Below are 15775 nucleotides of genomic sequence, written 5' to 3'. Positions count from 1 at the left end.
GGCGATAGTGGACGGGTGAGTTCTCCCGCACCGAAGACCGACCGCCGCTCGCTCGCCCTGATGCTGCTGCTGACCGCCGCCGGCGCCCTGCTCGTCCTGACCTCCGTCGGCCGGACCTGGGCCGAGGGCGTGGTCGCCGGCACCGCGGGCGGCCGGCTGGCGGTCAGCGCCACCGGCTCCCGGCTGACCGGGCTGCCCACCGGGCTGGCCCTGGCGGCCATGGCTGCCGCGGTCGCGGTGTTCGCCGTGCGCGGCGCCGCCCGCACCGCCGTCGGCGCGCTCGCCGTCCTGGCGGGCCTCGGCGTGGTCGTCGGCGCGGTGATCGGCGCCACCGACACCGCGGGACTGGACGCCGAGGCCGCCGGCCGGCTGGCGCTGGCCGGAGCCCAGGCCGAGCAGATCAGCCGGACCGGCTGGCCCTGGGTGGCCGCCGCCGGCGGTGTGCTGCTCGCCCTCGCCGGGCTGCTGACCGTGCGGTCCGGCCGCGGCTGGCCCGCGATGGGCGCCCGCTACGAGGCGCCGACCGCGAAGGCGGCCGCCAGGCCGCGGCCCACCGACCGGTCGGCCGAGCTGTGGAAGGCCCTCGACCGTGGCGAAGATCCCACCGACTGACCCGGGGCCCGCCTTGGGAACGGGTGTGGGCGCCCGGCACAATGGAAGGGTCAACCCGCCGAGCGCCGCGATGTGCCCGGCCGGGATCCGGAGAACAAGGAGCACCAACAGATGTCGGCAGCTGCGCACGGCCACACTCCCGCCGCCTGGACCGGCGTGACCATCGCTTTCATCGGTTTCACGGTCAGCGGCGTCGCCATGATCATCCCCAACGTGCTGCTCGTCGTGGTCGGCCTCGTGATCGTGGTGGCCGCCGGCGTGGTCGGCAAGGCGATGTCGATGGCCGGCATGGGCAAGCAGCCGAGCCCGCACTTCGCCCCCGCCGTCGCCCCGGCCGCCGCGGAGCGCACCCCCGTCAGCGCCGCCTGACACCTGCGCCGCAGCGCCGCGCCCCCGGTCACCCGCCGTGACCGGGGGCGCGCGCGCATCCGCCGCGCCACCCGTGCCGCGCGGCCTTCCGCGGCGGGCGGCCGCCCCGGGTGGAGAATCGGCGGCGTGAACGCTCCCGTCCTCCCCGCCCCGCTCGGCCGCCGGATGATCCGCCCGCTGGCGGCGCTGGTGGCCGTCGGGCTGCCCACCGCGTACGTCGCCGCGGTCGACCCCAACGCGCCCGGCCACTACCCGACCTGCCCGGTCCTGCAGGCCACCGGCTGGTTCTGCCCGGGCTGCGGCGGCCTGCGCTGCGTGCACGCGCTGGCGCACGGCGACCTCAACGCGGCCGGCCACGACAACCTGCTGGTCATGGTGCTGGCCGTGGCGGCCGCGGTGTTCTGGCTCCGCTGGGCCTGGGCCGCCCTCACCGGCGGCGCGCCGCCGCGATTCGCCGTCACCCTCCCGCAGACGGTGCTGCTGGCCGTGCTGCTGGCGGTCTTCACCGTGCTGCGCAACCTGCCGGCCGGAGCGGGGCTGGCACCACCGCTGGTCTGACCGCCGCCGGCGCCCCGGTACCGGCCCGACCCGCCGTCACCTGGGCCGCTCCGCCGCCACCCGGTCCGCTCCGCGAGACGCGCGCCGGGCGGATGCGCCCCGCGCGCCCCGCGCCCGATACCATCGAAGGGCCAACGGGGGCGCGTCCGCACACCATCCTCACCGGTTCGTGCGAAACGCCCTCACGGTTTTGACCGCACAGCCAGGCCGGGCGGGCCGGAGCGATCCGGCCCCGTCCCGGCACCCAGCCAGCAGACGACATGGGGGCGCTCGCGTGAGTGTGCTCGACGAGATCATCGACGGGGTCCGGGAGGACCTCGCCGAGCGACAGGCCAGGGTGTCCCTGGACGAGCTCAAGGAGCTCGCCGCCAAGGCGCCGGTGGCCAAGGACGGTGTGGCCGCGCTGCGCGGCGACGGCGTCCGGGTGATCTGCGAGGTCAAGCGCTCCAGCCCCTCCAAGGGCTCGCTGGCGGCGATCGCCGATCCCGCCGCCCTGGCGCTGGACTACGCGGCCGGCGGTGCCGCCGCGATCAGCGTGCTGACCGAGCAGCGCCGCTTCGGCGGCTCCCTCGCGGACCTCGACGCGGTCCGCGCCGCGGTCGACACCCCGATCCTGCGCAAGGACTTCATCGTCACCGCGTACCAGCTGTGGGAGGCCCGTGCGCACGGCGCCGACCTCGCGCTGCTGATCGTCGCGGCCCTGGACCAGCCGGCCCTGGTCTCGCTCGTCGAGCGGGCCGAGTCGATCGGGCTCACCCCGCTGGTCGAGGTGCACGACGAGGAGGAGATCGCCCGCGCGGTCGACGCCGGCGCGAAGATCATCGGAGTGAACGCCCGCAACCTCAAGACCCTCGAGGTGGACCGCAACACCTTCGGCAACGTGGTCGACGCGATCCCGGCCGGGGTCGTCAAGGTCGCCGAGTCCGGCGTGCGCGGCCCGCTGGACGTCATCCAGTACGCCAACCTCGGCGCCGACGCGGTGCTGGTCGGCGAGTCCCTGGTGACCGGCAAGGACCCGAAGGCCGCGGTGGCCGACCTGGTCGCCGCCGGCGCCCACCCGGCCCTCCGCCACAAGGGCTGACCGCTGACGTGAAACTCGCCTCCCGCCTCGCCCCCGGCTGCCGCCCGCGCGGCTGCCGCGCGCCCGCGCGCCGGGTGCTCGGGCGGCGGGTGCGCTACGTGATCGGCTGCGAGCCCGGGCAGGTGCCGGGCCGTCGATGGCGCAGGACGCGCGGCCGCTGACCGGCCGCCCCGCCTGCCATCCCATCGACCCAGAAGGACGCTTCACCATGTCCGAGAAGGACTACCTGCCGGGCGCCCACGTCCCGGACGCCCGCGGCTACTTCGGCGCCTACGGCGGCCGCTTCATCCCGGAGGCGCTGGTCGCCGCCGTGGAGCAGGTCGCCGAGGAGTACGAGAAGGCCAAGACCGACCCGGCCTTCACCGCCGAGCTCGACGCGCTGCTCAAGGACTACACCGGCCGGCCCAGCCCGCTCACCGACGTCCGGCGGTTCTCCGCCGAGGCCGGCGGCGCGCGCATCCTGCTCAAGCGCGAGGACCTCAACCACACCGGCTCGCACAAGATCAACAACGTGCTGGGCCAGGCCCTGCTCACCCGGCGGATGGGCAAGACCCGGATCATCGCCGAGACCGGCGCCGGCCAGCACGGCGTGGCCACCGCCACCGCCTGCGCGCTGTTCGGCTTCGACTGCACCATCTACATGGGCGAGGTCGACACCCAGCGCCAGGCGCTGAACGTCGCCCGGATGCGGATGCTCGGCGCCGAGGTCGTCTCGGTGAAGTCCGGCAGCCGCACCCTCAAGGACGCCATCAACGAGGCGTTCCGCGACTGGGTCGCCAACGTCGACTCCACCCACTACCTGTTCGGTACCGTCGCCGGCCCGCACCCCTTCCCGATGATGGTCCGCGACTTCCACCGGGTGATCGGCGTCGAGGCCCGCGAGCAGGTCCTGGAGCGCACCGGCCGGCTGCCCGACGCGGTCGTCGCCTGCGTCGGCGGCGGCTCCAACGCGATGGGCATCTTCCACGAGTTCATCCCGGACACCGGCGTCCGCCTGATCGGCTGCGAGGCCGCGGGCGAGGGCGCCGACACCCCGCGCCACGCCGCCACCCTCACCAAGGGCGACCCCGGCGTGCTGCACGGCTCGCGCACCTACGTCCTGCAGGACGAGGACGGCCAGACCATCGAGTCGCACTCCATCTCGGCCGGCCTCGACTACCCGGGCGTCGGCCCCGAGCACGCCTGGCTCAAGGACACCGGCCGCGCCGAGTACCGCCCGGTCACCGACGACGCCGCCATGCAGGCGCTGCGCCTGCTGTCCCGCACCGAGGGCATCATCCCGGCCATCGAGAGCGCCCACGCGCTGGCCGGCGCCCTGGAGCTCGGCCGCGAGCTCGGCCCGGAGGCGACCATCCTGGTCAGCCTCTCCGGTCGCGGCGACAAGGACATGCACACCGCGGCCGAGTACTTCGGTCTGTACGACCAGGCGACCACCGAGAGCGGCGAGGGCAACTGACCATGGCATCCAAGCTCAGCAGCGCCCTGGCCGCGGCCAAGGCGGAGAACCGCGCCGCACTGGTCGGCTACCTCCCGGCCGGCTTCCCGACCGTCGAGGGCGGCATCGCCGCGATCAACGCCCTGATCGAGGGCGGCTGCGACGTCGTCGAGGTCGGTCTGCCGCACTCCGACCCGGTGCTCGACGGCCCGACCATCCAGACCGCCGACGACATCGCGCTGCGCGGCGGCGTCCGGATCAAGGACGTGCTGCACACCGTCGCCGAGGTCTCGGCCGCCCACCCCGGGGCGGCCGTCCTGGTCATGACCTACTGGAACCCCGTCGACCGGTACGGCGTCGCCCGGTTCGCCGCCGACCTGGCCGCCGCCGGGGGAGCGGGCTGCATCCTGCCCGACCTCCCGGTCGAGGAGTCCGAGGAGTGGCGGAAGGCGGCGGGCGAGCACGGCCTGGACACCGTGTTCGTGGTCGCCCCCAGCAGCAAGGACGCCAGGCTCGCCGAGGTCACCGCGGCCGGCTCCGGCTTCGTCTACGCGGCCGCCGTCATGGGTGTCACCGGCACCCGGGCCCGGGTCGGCAACCTCGCCGAGGACCTGGTCGCCCGCACCCGGGCCACCACCGACCTGCCGGTCTGCGTCGGCCTCGGCGTCTCGACCGCCGACCAGGCCGCCGAGGTCGCCGGCTTCGCCGACGGCGTGATCGTCGGCTCGGCCTTCGTCCAGCGCATCCTCGACGCCGACGGCGACACCGCCGCGGCCCTGGACGCCGTACGGGCGCTCGCCGCCGACCTCGCGGCGGGCGTCCGGCGCCGGTAGCCCGACCGCACCGCCCGACCCGCACCACCCGACGGCCCGCCACCTCTTGTACGAGGCGGCGGGCCGTCGGCGTTCCCGGGAGGCTTCGGGTTCACCCGGACGAGTGGAGAGTGGGCGCTCGGCGCATCGGGCGCGATTGACCCGCGTTGAGCGGAGGGACGGGTTGACGGTGCCGTCCGCGCCCCGTGGTTCGTGCACCTCGCAACCGCCCGACCGTCGAGAGGCCCGCCCGTGCCGTTCCTGCACCGTGCCGTCCTGATCCGCGCGGCCGCCGCCGCCCTCGCCCTCGGCGCGGCCCTCGGGGTGCAGGCGTCGGCCGAACAGGCACTGGCCAGACGCGGTGCCGAACAGGCCGACCGGGACACCCGCGCCTGTGTCGGCGCGGCCGCGGCCCTCGCCGAGCTCGGCGCCGCGGAGTCGGCTCCGCAGGGGCGCCCGCCCGCGACCTCCGACACGCCGGTCGGCCGCTGTGGTCGGACGGACCGTCAGGCCCGTTAGAACAAGCCGGACATCAGCGTCGAAAATCTCACCCTTTCGGCTTAATTCGTCAATGCGGAGGAACCGTACTTCTTCCTCTACGGTTCAACCGTCAGGAGCCGCCGCCGCGGCCCGCCGCACCGAGCCGCACACGCCCAGGGGGAGAGCCATGGCCAGTCCGCAGACGATCCGGCCGCACGCCGACGGAGGGCTCCGACGCGTGCTCTCCGGGCCGGCCGCGGAGTGGATCGGCCTGGCCGCCCGGCTCGGCCTGGCGCTGGTCTGGGGCTGGGCGGGGCTCGCCAAGATCTCGGATCCCGCCGAGGCCGCCCAGGCCGTCCGGGCCTACGAGATCCTGCCCGAGTCGCTGGTCAAGCCGGTCGGCTACGGCCTGCCGTTCCTGGAGCTGGCGCTCGCCCTGCTGCTGCTGATCGGCCTCGGCGCCCGGCTGGTCGCCGCGGTCTCCGCGCTGCTGCTGCTCACCTTCATCGCCGGCATCGCCTCGGCCTGGGCCCGCGGCATCTCCATCGACTGCGGCTGCTTCGGCGGCGGCGGCGCGGTCGACGCCTCCAAGACCGAGTACCTCCAGGAGATCCTCCGCGACACCGGCTTCCTGCTCCTCGCCGTCTGGCTGCTCGTCCGGCCGAGGACGAAGTTCTCCGTCGACTCCTGGCTCGCCGCCTGACACCCGTCCCCGCCGCGGGACACCCCCCGACATCCGACCCCCGACGACCGGACACGGCCTTGGAAACAGCACCCATGAGCGACAAGAACCGAGAAGGAAAGCGCACCGCCCGCGAGCGCATGCTCCAGCAGCGCGCCGCCGACGAGGCGCGCGGCCGCCGCAAGAAGCAGCTCGTGGTCGGCGGCGTGGCGCTCGCGGTGATCGCCGCCGCCGTCGTCACCGGCGTGCTCGTGCAGAACGAGCGCTCCAAGCCGGAGACGCCGACCGCCGCCCCCACCGGCACCATCGGCGACAAGAACCTCGTCATCCCCTCCGGCGCCGCCGACGCCCCCTCCGTGCTGACCGTCTACGAGGACCCGCGCTGCCCCGCCTGCGGCAGCTTCGAGCAGTCCTTCGTGCAGACCGTCAACGAACTGGAGGACGCGGGCAAGATCACCGCGAACTACCACATCGTGTCGTTCATCGACCGCTCGCTCGGCGGCAAGGGCTCCAAGTACGGCGCCAACGCGCTCGCCTGCGCGCAGGACGCGGGCAAGTTCCGCGCTTACCACGACGTGCTCTACAAGAACCAGCCGCCGGAGACCGCCGACACCTACGGCGACAAGGCGGCCCTGCTCGACCTCGCCAAGCAGGTCCCGGGCCTCGACACCCCCGCCTTCCGGGCCTGCGTCAACGACAACACGTACAGCGGCTGGGTCTCCGCCGTCCAGCAGGACTTCGACAAGTCCGGGTTCAAGTCCACCCCCACCCTGCTGCTGAACGGCACCCCGATCTACCCGAAGAAGGGCGACGAGCAGATCTCCCCGGACAACCTCGTGAAGTGGGTCGACGAGGCCAACCAGGGCAAGAAGCTCGGCACCACCGGCTCACCGGCCGCCCAGGCGCCGAGCGCGGAGGCCACCCCCTGACCGTCCGTTCCGGCCCCTGACCCGTCCCGGCCGCCGCCCGGCCCCGCCGCCCCGCGACTGTTCGGAAGCTGTGACCCGCGCCGGTGCCGGTACCGCGGCCGGGACACGGTAGCGTCGACCCTGCCATGGATCTCGCATACATCCCGAGCCCGTCGCGGGGCGTCCTCTATCTGGGGCCGGTCCCGCTGCGCGCCTACGCGTTCTGCATCATCATCGGCGTCGTCGTCGCGGTCTGGCTCGGCAGCAAGCGCTGGGTCGCCCGGGGCGGTGCCAAGCACACGGTCGGCGACATCGCCGTCTGGGCGGTGCCCTTCGGCCTGGTCGGCGGCCGGCTGTACCACGTGATCACCGACCACCAGCTGTACTTCGGTGACGGCAAGAACCCGTGGAACGCCTTCAAGATCTGGGAGGGCGGCCTCGGCATCTGGGGCGCGATCGCGCTCGGCGCGCTCGGCGCGTGGATCGGCTGCCGCCGCCGCGGCGTACCGCTGCCCGCCTACGCCGACGCCATCGCGCCCGGCATCGCGCTCGCCCAGGCCTTCGGCCGCTGGGGCAACTGGTTCAACCAGGAGCTGTACGGCAAGCCGACCACCCTGCCCTGGGGCCTGGAGATCCACAAGGTGGAGCCGGACGGCACCGTCGTCGAGGGCGTCTTCCACCCGACCTTCCTGTACGAGTCGCTGTGGTGCGTCGGCGTGGCGCTGCTGGTGATCTGGGCGGACCGCCGCTTCACCCTCGGCCACGGCCGGGCCTTCGCGCTCTACGTCGCCGCCTACACCGTCGGCCGGTTCTGGATCGAGTACCTGCGCATCGACGAGGCGCACCACATCCTGGGCCTGCGCCTCAACGACTGGACGTCGATCGTCGTCTTCGTGGGGGCCGTGGTCTACCTGGTCGTCTCCTCCCGGCTGCGCCCGGGCCGGGAGGCGCCGGACTCCATCGACCCGGCGGCCCACGCGGAGGCCTCCGAGGACGGTCCGTCCCGCTCCTCGGACAGCACCTCCGGCGCCGAGCGCACCGCCGCGCCGGCCGACGCCACCCCGGAGCAGCCGGTCTGACCTGCCCGAACGCCCGTCCGACGGCCGCTCGCCACCCCGTGTGGAGGGCGGCCGCCGGCATGTTCGGACAGCCTTACTTTGCTGGAAAGTCGCAGGTCAAAGGGCTACGTTCGAACGCGTAGAGCCCTGCCGGCAGCCCGGCCCAGGCCCACGGTGACGACGCCGTGTCCGGCTGAGCAGGGGGGGGAACGTCCGACCGGAGGCCGAACGCGCATGAGTACCGCCACACACCCGACCGCCACCGACGAGCCGAAGCCGCGGATCCCGGAGGAGGGACACCACCGCGACGTGAACGGCGGCTGGCTGCGGCCCGCGGTCTTCGGCGCGATGGACGGCCTGGTCTCCAACCTCGCCCTGGTGAGCGGCGTGGTCGGCGGCGACGCCGGCCACAGCGCGGTGATTCTCACCGGCCTCGCGGGCCTCGCCGCCGGCGCCTTCTCGATGGCGGCGGGGGAGTACACCTCGGTCGCCTCCCAGCGCGAGCTGGTCGAGGCCGAGATCGAGGCCGAGCGGATCGAGCTGCACCGCAACCCGCACGGTGAGCTCGCCGAGCTCGCCCAGCTGTACGTGGCCAAGGGCGTCGAGCCCGAGCTGGCGCACGAGGTGGCCCGGCAGCTGTCCCGCGACCCGGAGCAGACCCTCGCCGTGCACGCCCGCGAGGAGCTCGGTGTCGACCCGGACGACCTGCCCTCGCCGCTGGTCGCCGCCGCCTCCTCCTTCGCCTGCTTCGCGGTGGGCGCGCTGCTGCCGCTGCTGCCGTACCTGCTGGGCGCGACCGCGCTCTGGCCCGCCCTGATCACCTCGGCGGTCGGCCTGTTCCTGTGCGGCGCGGTGGTCGCCCGGGTGACCGCGCGCAGCTGGTGGTTCAGCGGCCTGCGGCAGCTGGCGCTGGGCGGGGCGGCCGCCGGTCTGACCTTCCTGCTGGGCCGCCTGATCGGCGGGCAGCTCGGCTGACCTCGTGCGATGCCACAGCGCACCGCATGGATATGCCGAGGTGCGCGTGACGTTCCACACATGGGCCGGTGGTCTGTGCCTGTTCTACGCTCTCCGCGGCGGCTTCCGGCCCTCGATTCCATCCCACCGATCGGTCGTGTGGGATGGAATCGCAGGAGCGGTGCACACACCTGCATGGACGGGGCGTTTCGCCTCTGTTTCACCCGTGCGACCGTTGGGCACACTGGTGGAAACACGCGCACTGCTGCGCGTTGATCCGGGCCGGTCCTACTAACCGGTAACCGCCGCTGACCTGCGGGTTATGTCCGCCATATGGACGCCTTGTTCCACTTCGCAAGATCTCCGGCATCATGTAACCTGCACGAAAAATCGCAGAGGGCCAACGTCGTCCCTTAATGCACCAAGCCCCTCCGGTCCCCGCCGGAAGGTGTGCTCCCAAGCCACAAGACGACGACGGGAGAGCCGATGCTGTCTGCATCCATGCACTCCGCCAACGAGCCCGCGCAGGCCAGCCGCCCGTACGCGCTCGTGCCGGATGCACGACCTGCTGCTCAGGGCCTGTACGACCCGCGAAACGAGCACGACGCCTGCGGCGTCGGCTTCGTCGCCACGCTGACCGGCATCGCCGACCACACTGTCGTCGACCAGGCGCTGACCGTCCTGCGCAACCTGGAGCACCGCGGCGCCACCGGCGCCGAGCCGGACTCCGGTGACGGCGCGGGCATCCTGACCCAGATCCCGGACGCCTTCCTGCGCTCCAAGGTGTCCTTCGAGCTGCCGGCCGCCGGCTCGTACGCGGTGGGCATCGCCTTCCTCCCCGACGAGGACGCCGCCGACACCGCGGCGGTCGCCGCCGTCGAGACCATCGCCGCCGAGGAGGGCCTGACCGTCCTCGGCTGGCGCGACGTCCCGGTCACCCCCGACCTGCTGGGCGCCACCGCCCGCACGGTCATGCCGCGCTTCCGCCAGCTCTTCCTCGCGTCCGTGCCGGCCGGGCAGAGCGTCGCGCACGCCGAGAAGGCCGGCATCGAGCTCGACCGGATCGCCTTCGTCGTCCGCAAGCGCGCCGAGCGCGAGAGCGGCGTGTACTTCCCGTCGCTGTCCGCCCGCACCATCGTCTACAAGGGCATGCTGACCACCGGCCAGCTGGAGCCCTTCTTCCCCGACCTGTCGGACCGGCTCTACGCCTCCGCCATCGGCCTGGTGCACTCGCGGTTCTCCACCAACACCTTCCCGAGCTGGCCGCTCGCCCACCCGTACCGCTTCGTCGCGCACAACGGCGAGATCAACACGGTCAAGGGCAACCGGAACTGGATGACCGCCCGCGAGTCCCAGCTCGCCACCGACCTCATCCCGGCCGACTCGAACGGGCGCGGTCTCGACCGGATCTTCCCGATCTGCACCCCGGACCACTCCGACTCGGCCTCCTTCGACGAGGTCCTGGAGCTGCTCCACCTCGGCGGCCGCTCGCTGCCGCACGCGGTGCTGATGATGATCCCGGAGGCGTGGGAGAACCACGCCACCATGGAGCCGTCCCGCCGCGCCTTCTACCAGTACCACTCCAACCTGATGGAGCCCTGGGACGGCCCGGCCTGCGTCACCTTCACCGACGGCACCCAGGTCGGCGCCGTCCTCGACCGCAACGGCCTGCGCCCCGCCCGCTACTGGATCACCGAGGACGGCCTGGTCGTCCTCTCCTCCGAGGTCGGCGTGCTCGACATCGACCAGGAGCGGGTCGCCAAGAAGGGCCGCCTGCAGCCCGGCAAGATGTTCCTGGTCGACACGGCCGAGGGCCGCATCGTCGAGGACGAGGAGATCAAGTCCGCCCTCGCCGGCGAGCACCCCTACGAGGAGTGGGTCGCCGCCGGGCAGATCCAGCTCGCCAAGCTCCCCGAGCGCGAGCACATCGCCCACACCCACGCCTCGGTGACCCGCCGTCAGCAGACCTTCGGCTACACCGAGGAGGAGCTGCGCGTCATCCTGGCGCCGATGGCCAAGACCGGCGGCGAGGCGCTCGGCTCGATGGGCACCGACTCGCCGATCGCCGCGCTCTCCGAGAAGCCGCGCCTGCTGTTCGACTACTTCGTGCAGCTCTTCGCGCAGGTCACCAACCCGCCGCTGGACGCCATCCGCGAGGAGCTCGTCACCTCGCTGCTGAGCAACCTCGGCCCCGAGGGCAACCTGCTCGACGCCTCTCCGTCGCACTGCCGCTCCGTCGGCATCACCTTCCCGGTGATCGACAACGACGAGCTGGCCAAGCTCATCCACATCAACGCCGACGGCGACCAGTCCGGCCTGAAGGCCGTCACGCTGTCCGGCCTGTACAAGGTCTCCACCGGCGGCGCGGGCCTCGCCACCCGCCTCGCCGAGATCGCCGCCGAGGCCGACGCGGCGATCGCCGACGGCGCCCGCATCGTGGTCCTCTCCGACCGCCACTCGGACGCCGAGCACGCGCCGATCCCCTCGCTGCTGCTCACCTCCGCGATCCACCACCACCTGATCCGCACCAAGCAGCGCACCCAGGTGTCCCTGATCGTCGAGGCCGGCGACGTCCGCGAGGTGCACCACGTCGCGCTGCTGGTCGGCTACGGCGCCGGCGCGGTCAACCCGTACCTGGCGATGGAGTCCGTCGAGGACCTCGTCGCGCAGGGCGTCTTCATCGAGGGCGTCGAGCCCGAGAAGGCCATCAAGAACCTGATCAAGGCGCTCGGCAAGGGCGTGCTCAAGGTCATGTCGAAGATGGGCATCTCCACCGTGGCCTCGTACCGCGGCGCCCAGGTCTTCGAGTCGATCGGCCTCTCCCAGGAGCTGGTCGACAACTACTTCGCCGGCACCACCACCAAGCTCGGCGGCATCGGCCTGGACGAGATCGCCAAGGAGACCGCCGCCCGCCACGCCAAGGCCTACCCGGCCTCCGGCATCCCGGCCGCGCACCGCGCGCTGGAGATCGGCGGCGAGTACCAGTGGCGCCGCGAGGGCGAGCCGCACCTGTTCGACCCGGACACCGTCTTCCGCCTGCAGCACTCCACCCGCAACAAGCGGTACGACATCTTCAAGCAGTACACCTCCCGGGTGAACGAGCAGTCCGAGCGCCTGATGACGCTGCGCGGCCTGTTCGCGCTGGACGCCAAGGGCCGCACCCCGATCTCGATCGACGAGGTCGAGCCGGTCTCCGAGATCGTCAAGCGCTTCTCCACCGGCGCGATGTCCTACGGCTCCATCTCGATGGAGGCGCACGAGACCCTCGCGATCGCCATGAACCGGCTGGGCGGCAAGTCCAACACCGGTGAGGGCGGCGAGGACCCGGAGCGCCTGTACGACCCGGAGCGCCGCTCCGCGATCAAGCAGGTCGCCTCCGGCCGTTTCGGCGTCACCAGCGAGTACCTGGTCAACGCGGACGACATCCAGATCAAGATGGCCCAGGGCGCCAAGCCCGGCGAGGGCGGCCAGCTGCCCGGCCACAAGGTGTACCCGTGGGTCGCGAAGACCCGGCACTCCACCCCGGGTGTCGGCCTGATCTCCCCGCCGCCGCACCACGACATCTACTCCATCGAGGACCTGGCTCAGCTGATCCACGACCTCAAGAACGCCAACCCCGAGGCCCGCATCCACGTGAAGCTGGTCTCCGAGGTCGGCGTCGGCACCGTCGCCGCCGGCGTCTCCAAGGCGCACGCCGACGTGGTGCTCGTCTCCGGCCACGACGGCGGCACCGGCGCCTCGCCGCTGACCTCGCTCAAGCACGCGGGCGGACCCTGGGAGCTCGGCCTCGCCGAGACCCAGCAGACCCTGCTGCTGAACGGCCTGCGCGACCGCATCGTCGTGCAGACCGACGGCCAGCTGAAGACCGGCCGCGACGTCGTCATCGCCGCCCTGCTGGGCGCCGAGGAGTTCGGCTTCGCGACCGCCCCGCTGGTGGTCTCCGGCTGCATCATGATGCGCGTCTGCCACCTGGACACCTGCCCGGTCGGCGTCGCCACCCAGAACCCGGTGCTCCGCGAGCGCTTCTCCGGCAAGCCCGAGTTCGTGGTGAACTTCTTCGAGTTCATCGCCGAGGAGGTCCGCGAGATCCTCGCCGAGCTGGGCTTCCGCTCCATCGAGGAGGCCGTCGGCCACGCCGAGCACATCGACGCGGCCGCCGCGATCGACCACTGGAAGGCCGCCGGCCTCGACCTGGCGCCGCTCTTCCACGTGCCCGAGCTCCCCGAGGGCGCGGCCCTGCACAACACCACCGTGCAGGACCACTCGCTCGACAAGGCCCTCGACAACCAGCTCATCGAGCTGGCCGAGGACGCCCTGGAGCGCGGCGAGGCCGTCCGCATCCAGCTGCCGATCCGCAACGTCAACCGCACGGTCGGCACCATGCTCGGCAACCGGGTCACCAAGAAGTACCGCGGCGAGGGCCTGCCCGAGGGCACCATCGACGTGACCTTCACCGGCTCCGCCGGCCAGTCGTTCGGCGCCTTCGTGCCCCAGGGCGTGACCCTGCGGCTGGAGGGCGACGCCAACGACTACGTCGGCAAGGGCCTGTCCGGCGGCGTGATCGTCGTCCGCCCGGCCCGCGACGCCGCGGCCATCGGCGCCGACGCCCAGAACCACGTCATCGCCGGCAACACCATCGGCTACGGCGCCACCGGCGGCCGCATCCACCTGCGCGGCAAGGCCGGCGAGCGCTTCGCCGTCCGCAACTCCGGTGCCACCCTGGTCGTCGAGGGCGTGGGCGACCACGGCCTCGAGTACATGACCGGCGGCCGGGTCGTCGTCCTCGGCGAGACCGGGCGCAACCTCGCGGCCGGCATGTCCGGCGGCATCGCGTACGTCCTCGACCTGCGCCCGGCCAATGTCAACGGCGGCATGGTCGGCATCGAGGCCCCGGACGCGAAGGACCGCGACTGGCTGCGCGAGACCGTGCAGCAGCACTACGAGGAGACCGGCTCCACCGTCGCCGCCGAACTCCTGGCGGACTGGGGCAGCGGCGTCTCCCGCTTCTCCAAGATCATGCCGACCGACTACAAGGCTGTGCTCGCCGCCAAGGACGCCGCTGAGCGCGACGGGCTCTCCGAGTCCGAGACCACTCGCAAGATGATGGAGGCGGCACATGGCTGACCCCAAGGGCTTCCTGACCACGCCCAAGCAGCTGGCCGAGCGCCGTCCCGTGGACGTCCGTCTGCGGGACTGGAACGAGGTCTACGTCGAGCGCAGCCTCCTGCCGATCATCACCAAGCAGGCCGGCCGCTGCATGGACTGCGGCATCCCGTTCTGCCACAACGGCTGCCCGCTCGGGAACCTCATCCCCGAGTGGAACGACCTGGCCTACCGGGACGACTGGGCGGGCGCCATCGAGCGCCTGCACGCCACCAACAACTTCCCGGAGTTCACCGGCCGCCTCTGCCCGGCGCCCTGTGAGTCGGCGTGCGTCCTCGGCATCAACCAGGACGCGGTGACCATCAAGAACGTCGAGGTCACCATCATCGACAAGGCCTGGGACCGCGGCGGCGTCGCCGCGCAGGTCCCGGAGCGCCTCTCCGGCAAGACCGTGGCCGTCGTCGGCTCCGGCCCGGCCGGCCTGGCCGCCGCCCAGCAGCTCACCCGGGCCGGCCACACCGTGGTCGTGTACGAGCGCGCCGACCGCGTCGGCGGCCTGCTGCGCTACGGCATCCCCGAGTTCAAGATGGAGAAGCGCCACATCAACCGCCGCATCGAGCAGATGCGCGCGGAGGGCACCCGCTTCCGCACCGGCGTCCACGTCGGCGAGGACATCACCGGCCAGCAGCTGCGCGAGCGCTTCGACGCCGTCGTCATCGCGGCCGGCGCCACCACCGCCCGCGACCTGCCCGTCCCGGGCCGGGAGCTGACCGGCATCCACCAGGCCATGGAGTACCTGCCGCTGGCCAACAAGGTGCAGGAGGGCGACTACGTCGACTCCCCGATCAGCGCCAAGGGCAAGCACGTGGTCGTCATCGGCGGCGGCGACACCGGCGCGGACTGCGTCGGCACCGCCCACCGCCAGGGCGCGGCCTCCGTCACCCAGCTGGAGATCATGCCGCGGCCCGGCGACGAGCGCCCCGGCCACCAGCCCTGGCCGACCATGCCGATGACCTACAAGGTCACCTCCGCGCACGAGGAGGGCGGCGAGCGGATCTACTCCGTCTCCACCACCCACTTCAGCGGCGACGAGGACGGCAACGTCCAGCAGCTCCACCTCGTCGAGGTCGAGTTCAAGGACGGCAGGTTCGAGCAGGTGCCCGGCAGCGAGCGCGCCATCCCGGCCCAGCTCGTCACCCTGGCCATGGGCTTCACCGGAACCGACGTCAAGAACGGCCTGGTCGAACAGCTCGGCGTCGAGCTGGACAACCGGGGCAACGTGGCCCGTGACGACAAGTTCGCCACGAACGTCGAGGGCGTGTACGTTTGCGGTGACGCAGGCCGCGGCCAGTCGCTCATCGTCTGGGCGATCGCCGAGGGACGGTCCGCCGCCGCCGCGGTGGACAAGTTCCTGGGCGGCAAGACGCCGCTGCCCGCACCGATCCGCCCCACCGACCGCCCGCTGGTGGTCTGACACACCCCGTACTACCGGAGGCACCTCCGGCTGCAGTACACCGCGACCCGCCAGAGCCGCCGGGACCATGCGGTTGCAGCGCCTGCCCACTCCCCGACCAGTTGGGGGCAGGCGCTGCCTGCTGTTCGGACGCCGACGGCCCGTACACCGCCCCGCCGGCGTCGGACCGGGGCCGCAAACCGGCGGCTTTCCTGCCAATCGGCTGGGAGCGGACCGGCGCGCCCTTCCGACTGTCGGACCCGGGTGGCA

The 15775-nt window shown here is 72.7% G+C and carries 13 protein-coding genes; all 13 read left to right on the top strand.

Translation table 11 applies throughout. From position 1 onward, the window contains the following. Window positions 1-15 precede the first annotated feature (15 nt). On the top strand, window positions 16-612 hold the full coding sequence (locus tag AB0P35_RS06225) for a TIGR02234 family membrane protein (protein WP_363507196.1): 597 nt from the start codon (window positions 16-18) through the stop codon (window positions 610-612). Between the two features lie 111 nt (window positions 613-723). Further along, entirely contained in the window at window positions 724-981 is a 258-nt protein-coding gene (locus AB0P35_RS06220; protein ID WP_363507193.1) for an HGxxPAAW family protein, read from the top strand. Between the two features lie 126 nt (window positions 982-1107). Next, entirely contained in the window at window positions 1108-1539 is a 432-nt protein-coding gene (locus AB0P35_RS06215) for a DUF2752 domain-containing protein (RefSeq protein ID WP_363507190.1), read from the top strand. 274 nt (window positions 1540-1813) lie between these two features. Further along, a complete protein-coding gene (trpC, locus tag AB0P35_RS06210) occupies window positions 1814-2620 on the top strand; it encodes an indole-3-glycerol phosphate synthase TrpC (RefSeq protein WP_095876861.1) in 807 nt (268 codons plus the stop codon). Between the two features lie 208 nt (window positions 2621-2828). Continuing rightward, window positions 2829-4076 carry a tryptophan synthase subunit beta gene (gene trpB, locus AB0P35_RS06205; protein ID WP_095877289.1) on the top strand — a complete coding sequence of 416 codons (1248 nt, stop codon included), beginning with the start codon at window positions 2829-2831 and terminating at the stop codon, window positions 4074-4076. A gap of 2 nt (window positions 4077-4078) precedes the next feature. Further along, window positions 4079-4888 (top strand): tryptophan synthase subunit alpha, encoded by an 810-nt coding sequence (gene trpA, locus AB0P35_RS06200; protein WP_363507187.1) that lies wholly within the window; start codon window positions 4079-4081, stop codon window positions 4886-4888. Window positions 4889-5119: 231 nt separating this feature from the next. Further along, window positions 5120-5386 (top strand): hypothetical protein, encoded by a 267-nt coding sequence (locus AB0P35_RS06195; RefSeq protein WP_363507185.1) that lies wholly within the window; start codon window positions 5120-5122, stop codon window positions 5384-5386. 148 nt (window positions 5387-5534) lie between these two features. After that, window positions 5535-6050: a MauE/DoxX family redox-associated membrane protein gene (locus AB0P35_RS06190; protein WP_363507182.1), complete on the top strand. Its 516-nt coding sequence runs from the start codon at window positions 5535-5537 to the stop codon at window positions 6048-6050. A gap of 74 nt (window positions 6051-6124) precedes the next feature. After that, window positions 6125-6958 carry a thioredoxin domain-containing protein gene (locus tag AB0P35_RS06185; RefSeq protein WP_363507179.1) on the top strand — a complete coding sequence of 278 codons (834 nt, stop codon included), beginning with the start codon at window positions 6125-6127 and terminating at the stop codon, window positions 6956-6958. A gap of 125 nt (window positions 6959-7083) precedes the next feature. Next, a complete protein-coding gene (gene lgt / locus AB0P35_RS06180) occupies window positions 7084-8016 on the top strand; it encodes a prolipoprotein diacylglyceryl transferase (RefSeq protein WP_363507176.1) in 933 nt (310 codons plus the stop codon). 213 nt (window positions 8017-8229) lie between these two features. Then, entirely contained in the window at window positions 8230-8970 is a 741-nt protein-coding gene (locus AB0P35_RS06175; protein WP_363507173.1) for a VIT1/CCC1 transporter family protein, read from the top strand. 480 nt (window positions 8971-9450) lie between these two features. Next, window positions 9451-14073 (top strand): glutamate synthase large subunit, encoded by a 4623-nt coding sequence (gene gltB / locus AB0P35_RS06170; RefSeq protein ID WP_363507378.1) that lies wholly within the window; start codon window positions 9451-9453, stop codon window positions 14071-14073. Next, on the top strand, window positions 14066-15526 hold the full coding sequence (locus AB0P35_RS06165; RefSeq protein ID WP_363507170.1) for a glutamate synthase subunit beta: 1461 nt from the start codon (window positions 14066-14068) through the stop codon (window positions 15524-15526). The genes gltB and AB0P35_RS06165 overlap by 8 nt, the downstream gene beginning before the upstream one ends. The last annotated feature ends 249 nt before the right edge of the window (window positions 15527-15775 follow it).

The sequence above is a fragment of the Kitasatospora sp. NPDC085879 genome (genome assembly GCF_040686255.1).
Taxonomy (GTDB): domain Bacteria; phylum Actinomycetota; class Actinomycetes; order Streptomycetales; family Streptomycetaceae; genus Kitasatospora.
This window is presented reverse-complemented; position numbering and strand designations above follow the sequence as displayed.

What these genes read in the sequence shown, in the direction of transcription:
- AB0P35_RS06220 (WP_363507193.1), top strand. Translation starts at nt 724, where the DNA reads ATGTCGGCAGCTGCGCACGGCCACACTCCCGCCGCCTGGACCGGCGTG.
- trpB (WP_095877289.1), top strand. Translation starts at nt 2,829, where the DNA reads ATGTCCGAGAAGGACTACCTGCCGGGCGCCCACGTCCCGGACGCCCGC.
- trpA (WP_363507187.1), top strand. Translation starts at nt 4,079, where the DNA reads ATGGCATCCAAGCTCAGCAGCGCCCTGGCCGCGGCCAAGGCGGAGAAC.
- AB0P35_RS06190 (WP_363507182.1), top strand. Translation starts at nt 5,535, where the DNA reads ATGGCCAGTCCGCAGACGATCCGGCCGCACGCCGACGGAGGGCTCCGA.
- AB0P35_RS06185 (WP_363507179.1), top strand. Translation starts at nt 6,125, where the DNA reads ATGAGCGACAAGAACCGAGAAGGAAAGCGCACCGCCCGCGAGCGCATG.
- lgt (WP_363507176.1), top strand. Translation starts at nt 7,084, where the DNA reads ATGGATCTCGCATACATCCCGAGCCCGTCGCGGGGCGTCCTCTATCTG.
- AB0P35_RS06175 (WP_363507173.1), top strand. Translation starts at nt 8,230, where the DNA reads ATGAGTACCGCCACACACCCGACCGCCACCGACGAGCCGAAGCCGCGG.
- gltB (WP_363507378.1), top strand. Translation starts at nt 9,451, where the DNA reads ATGCACTCCGCCAACGAGCCCGCGCAGGCCAGCCGCCCGTACGCGCTC.
- AB0P35_RS06165 (WP_363507170.1), top strand. Translation starts at nt 14,066, where the DNA reads ATGGCTGACCCCAAGGGCTTCCTGACCACGCCCAAGCAGCTGGCCGAG.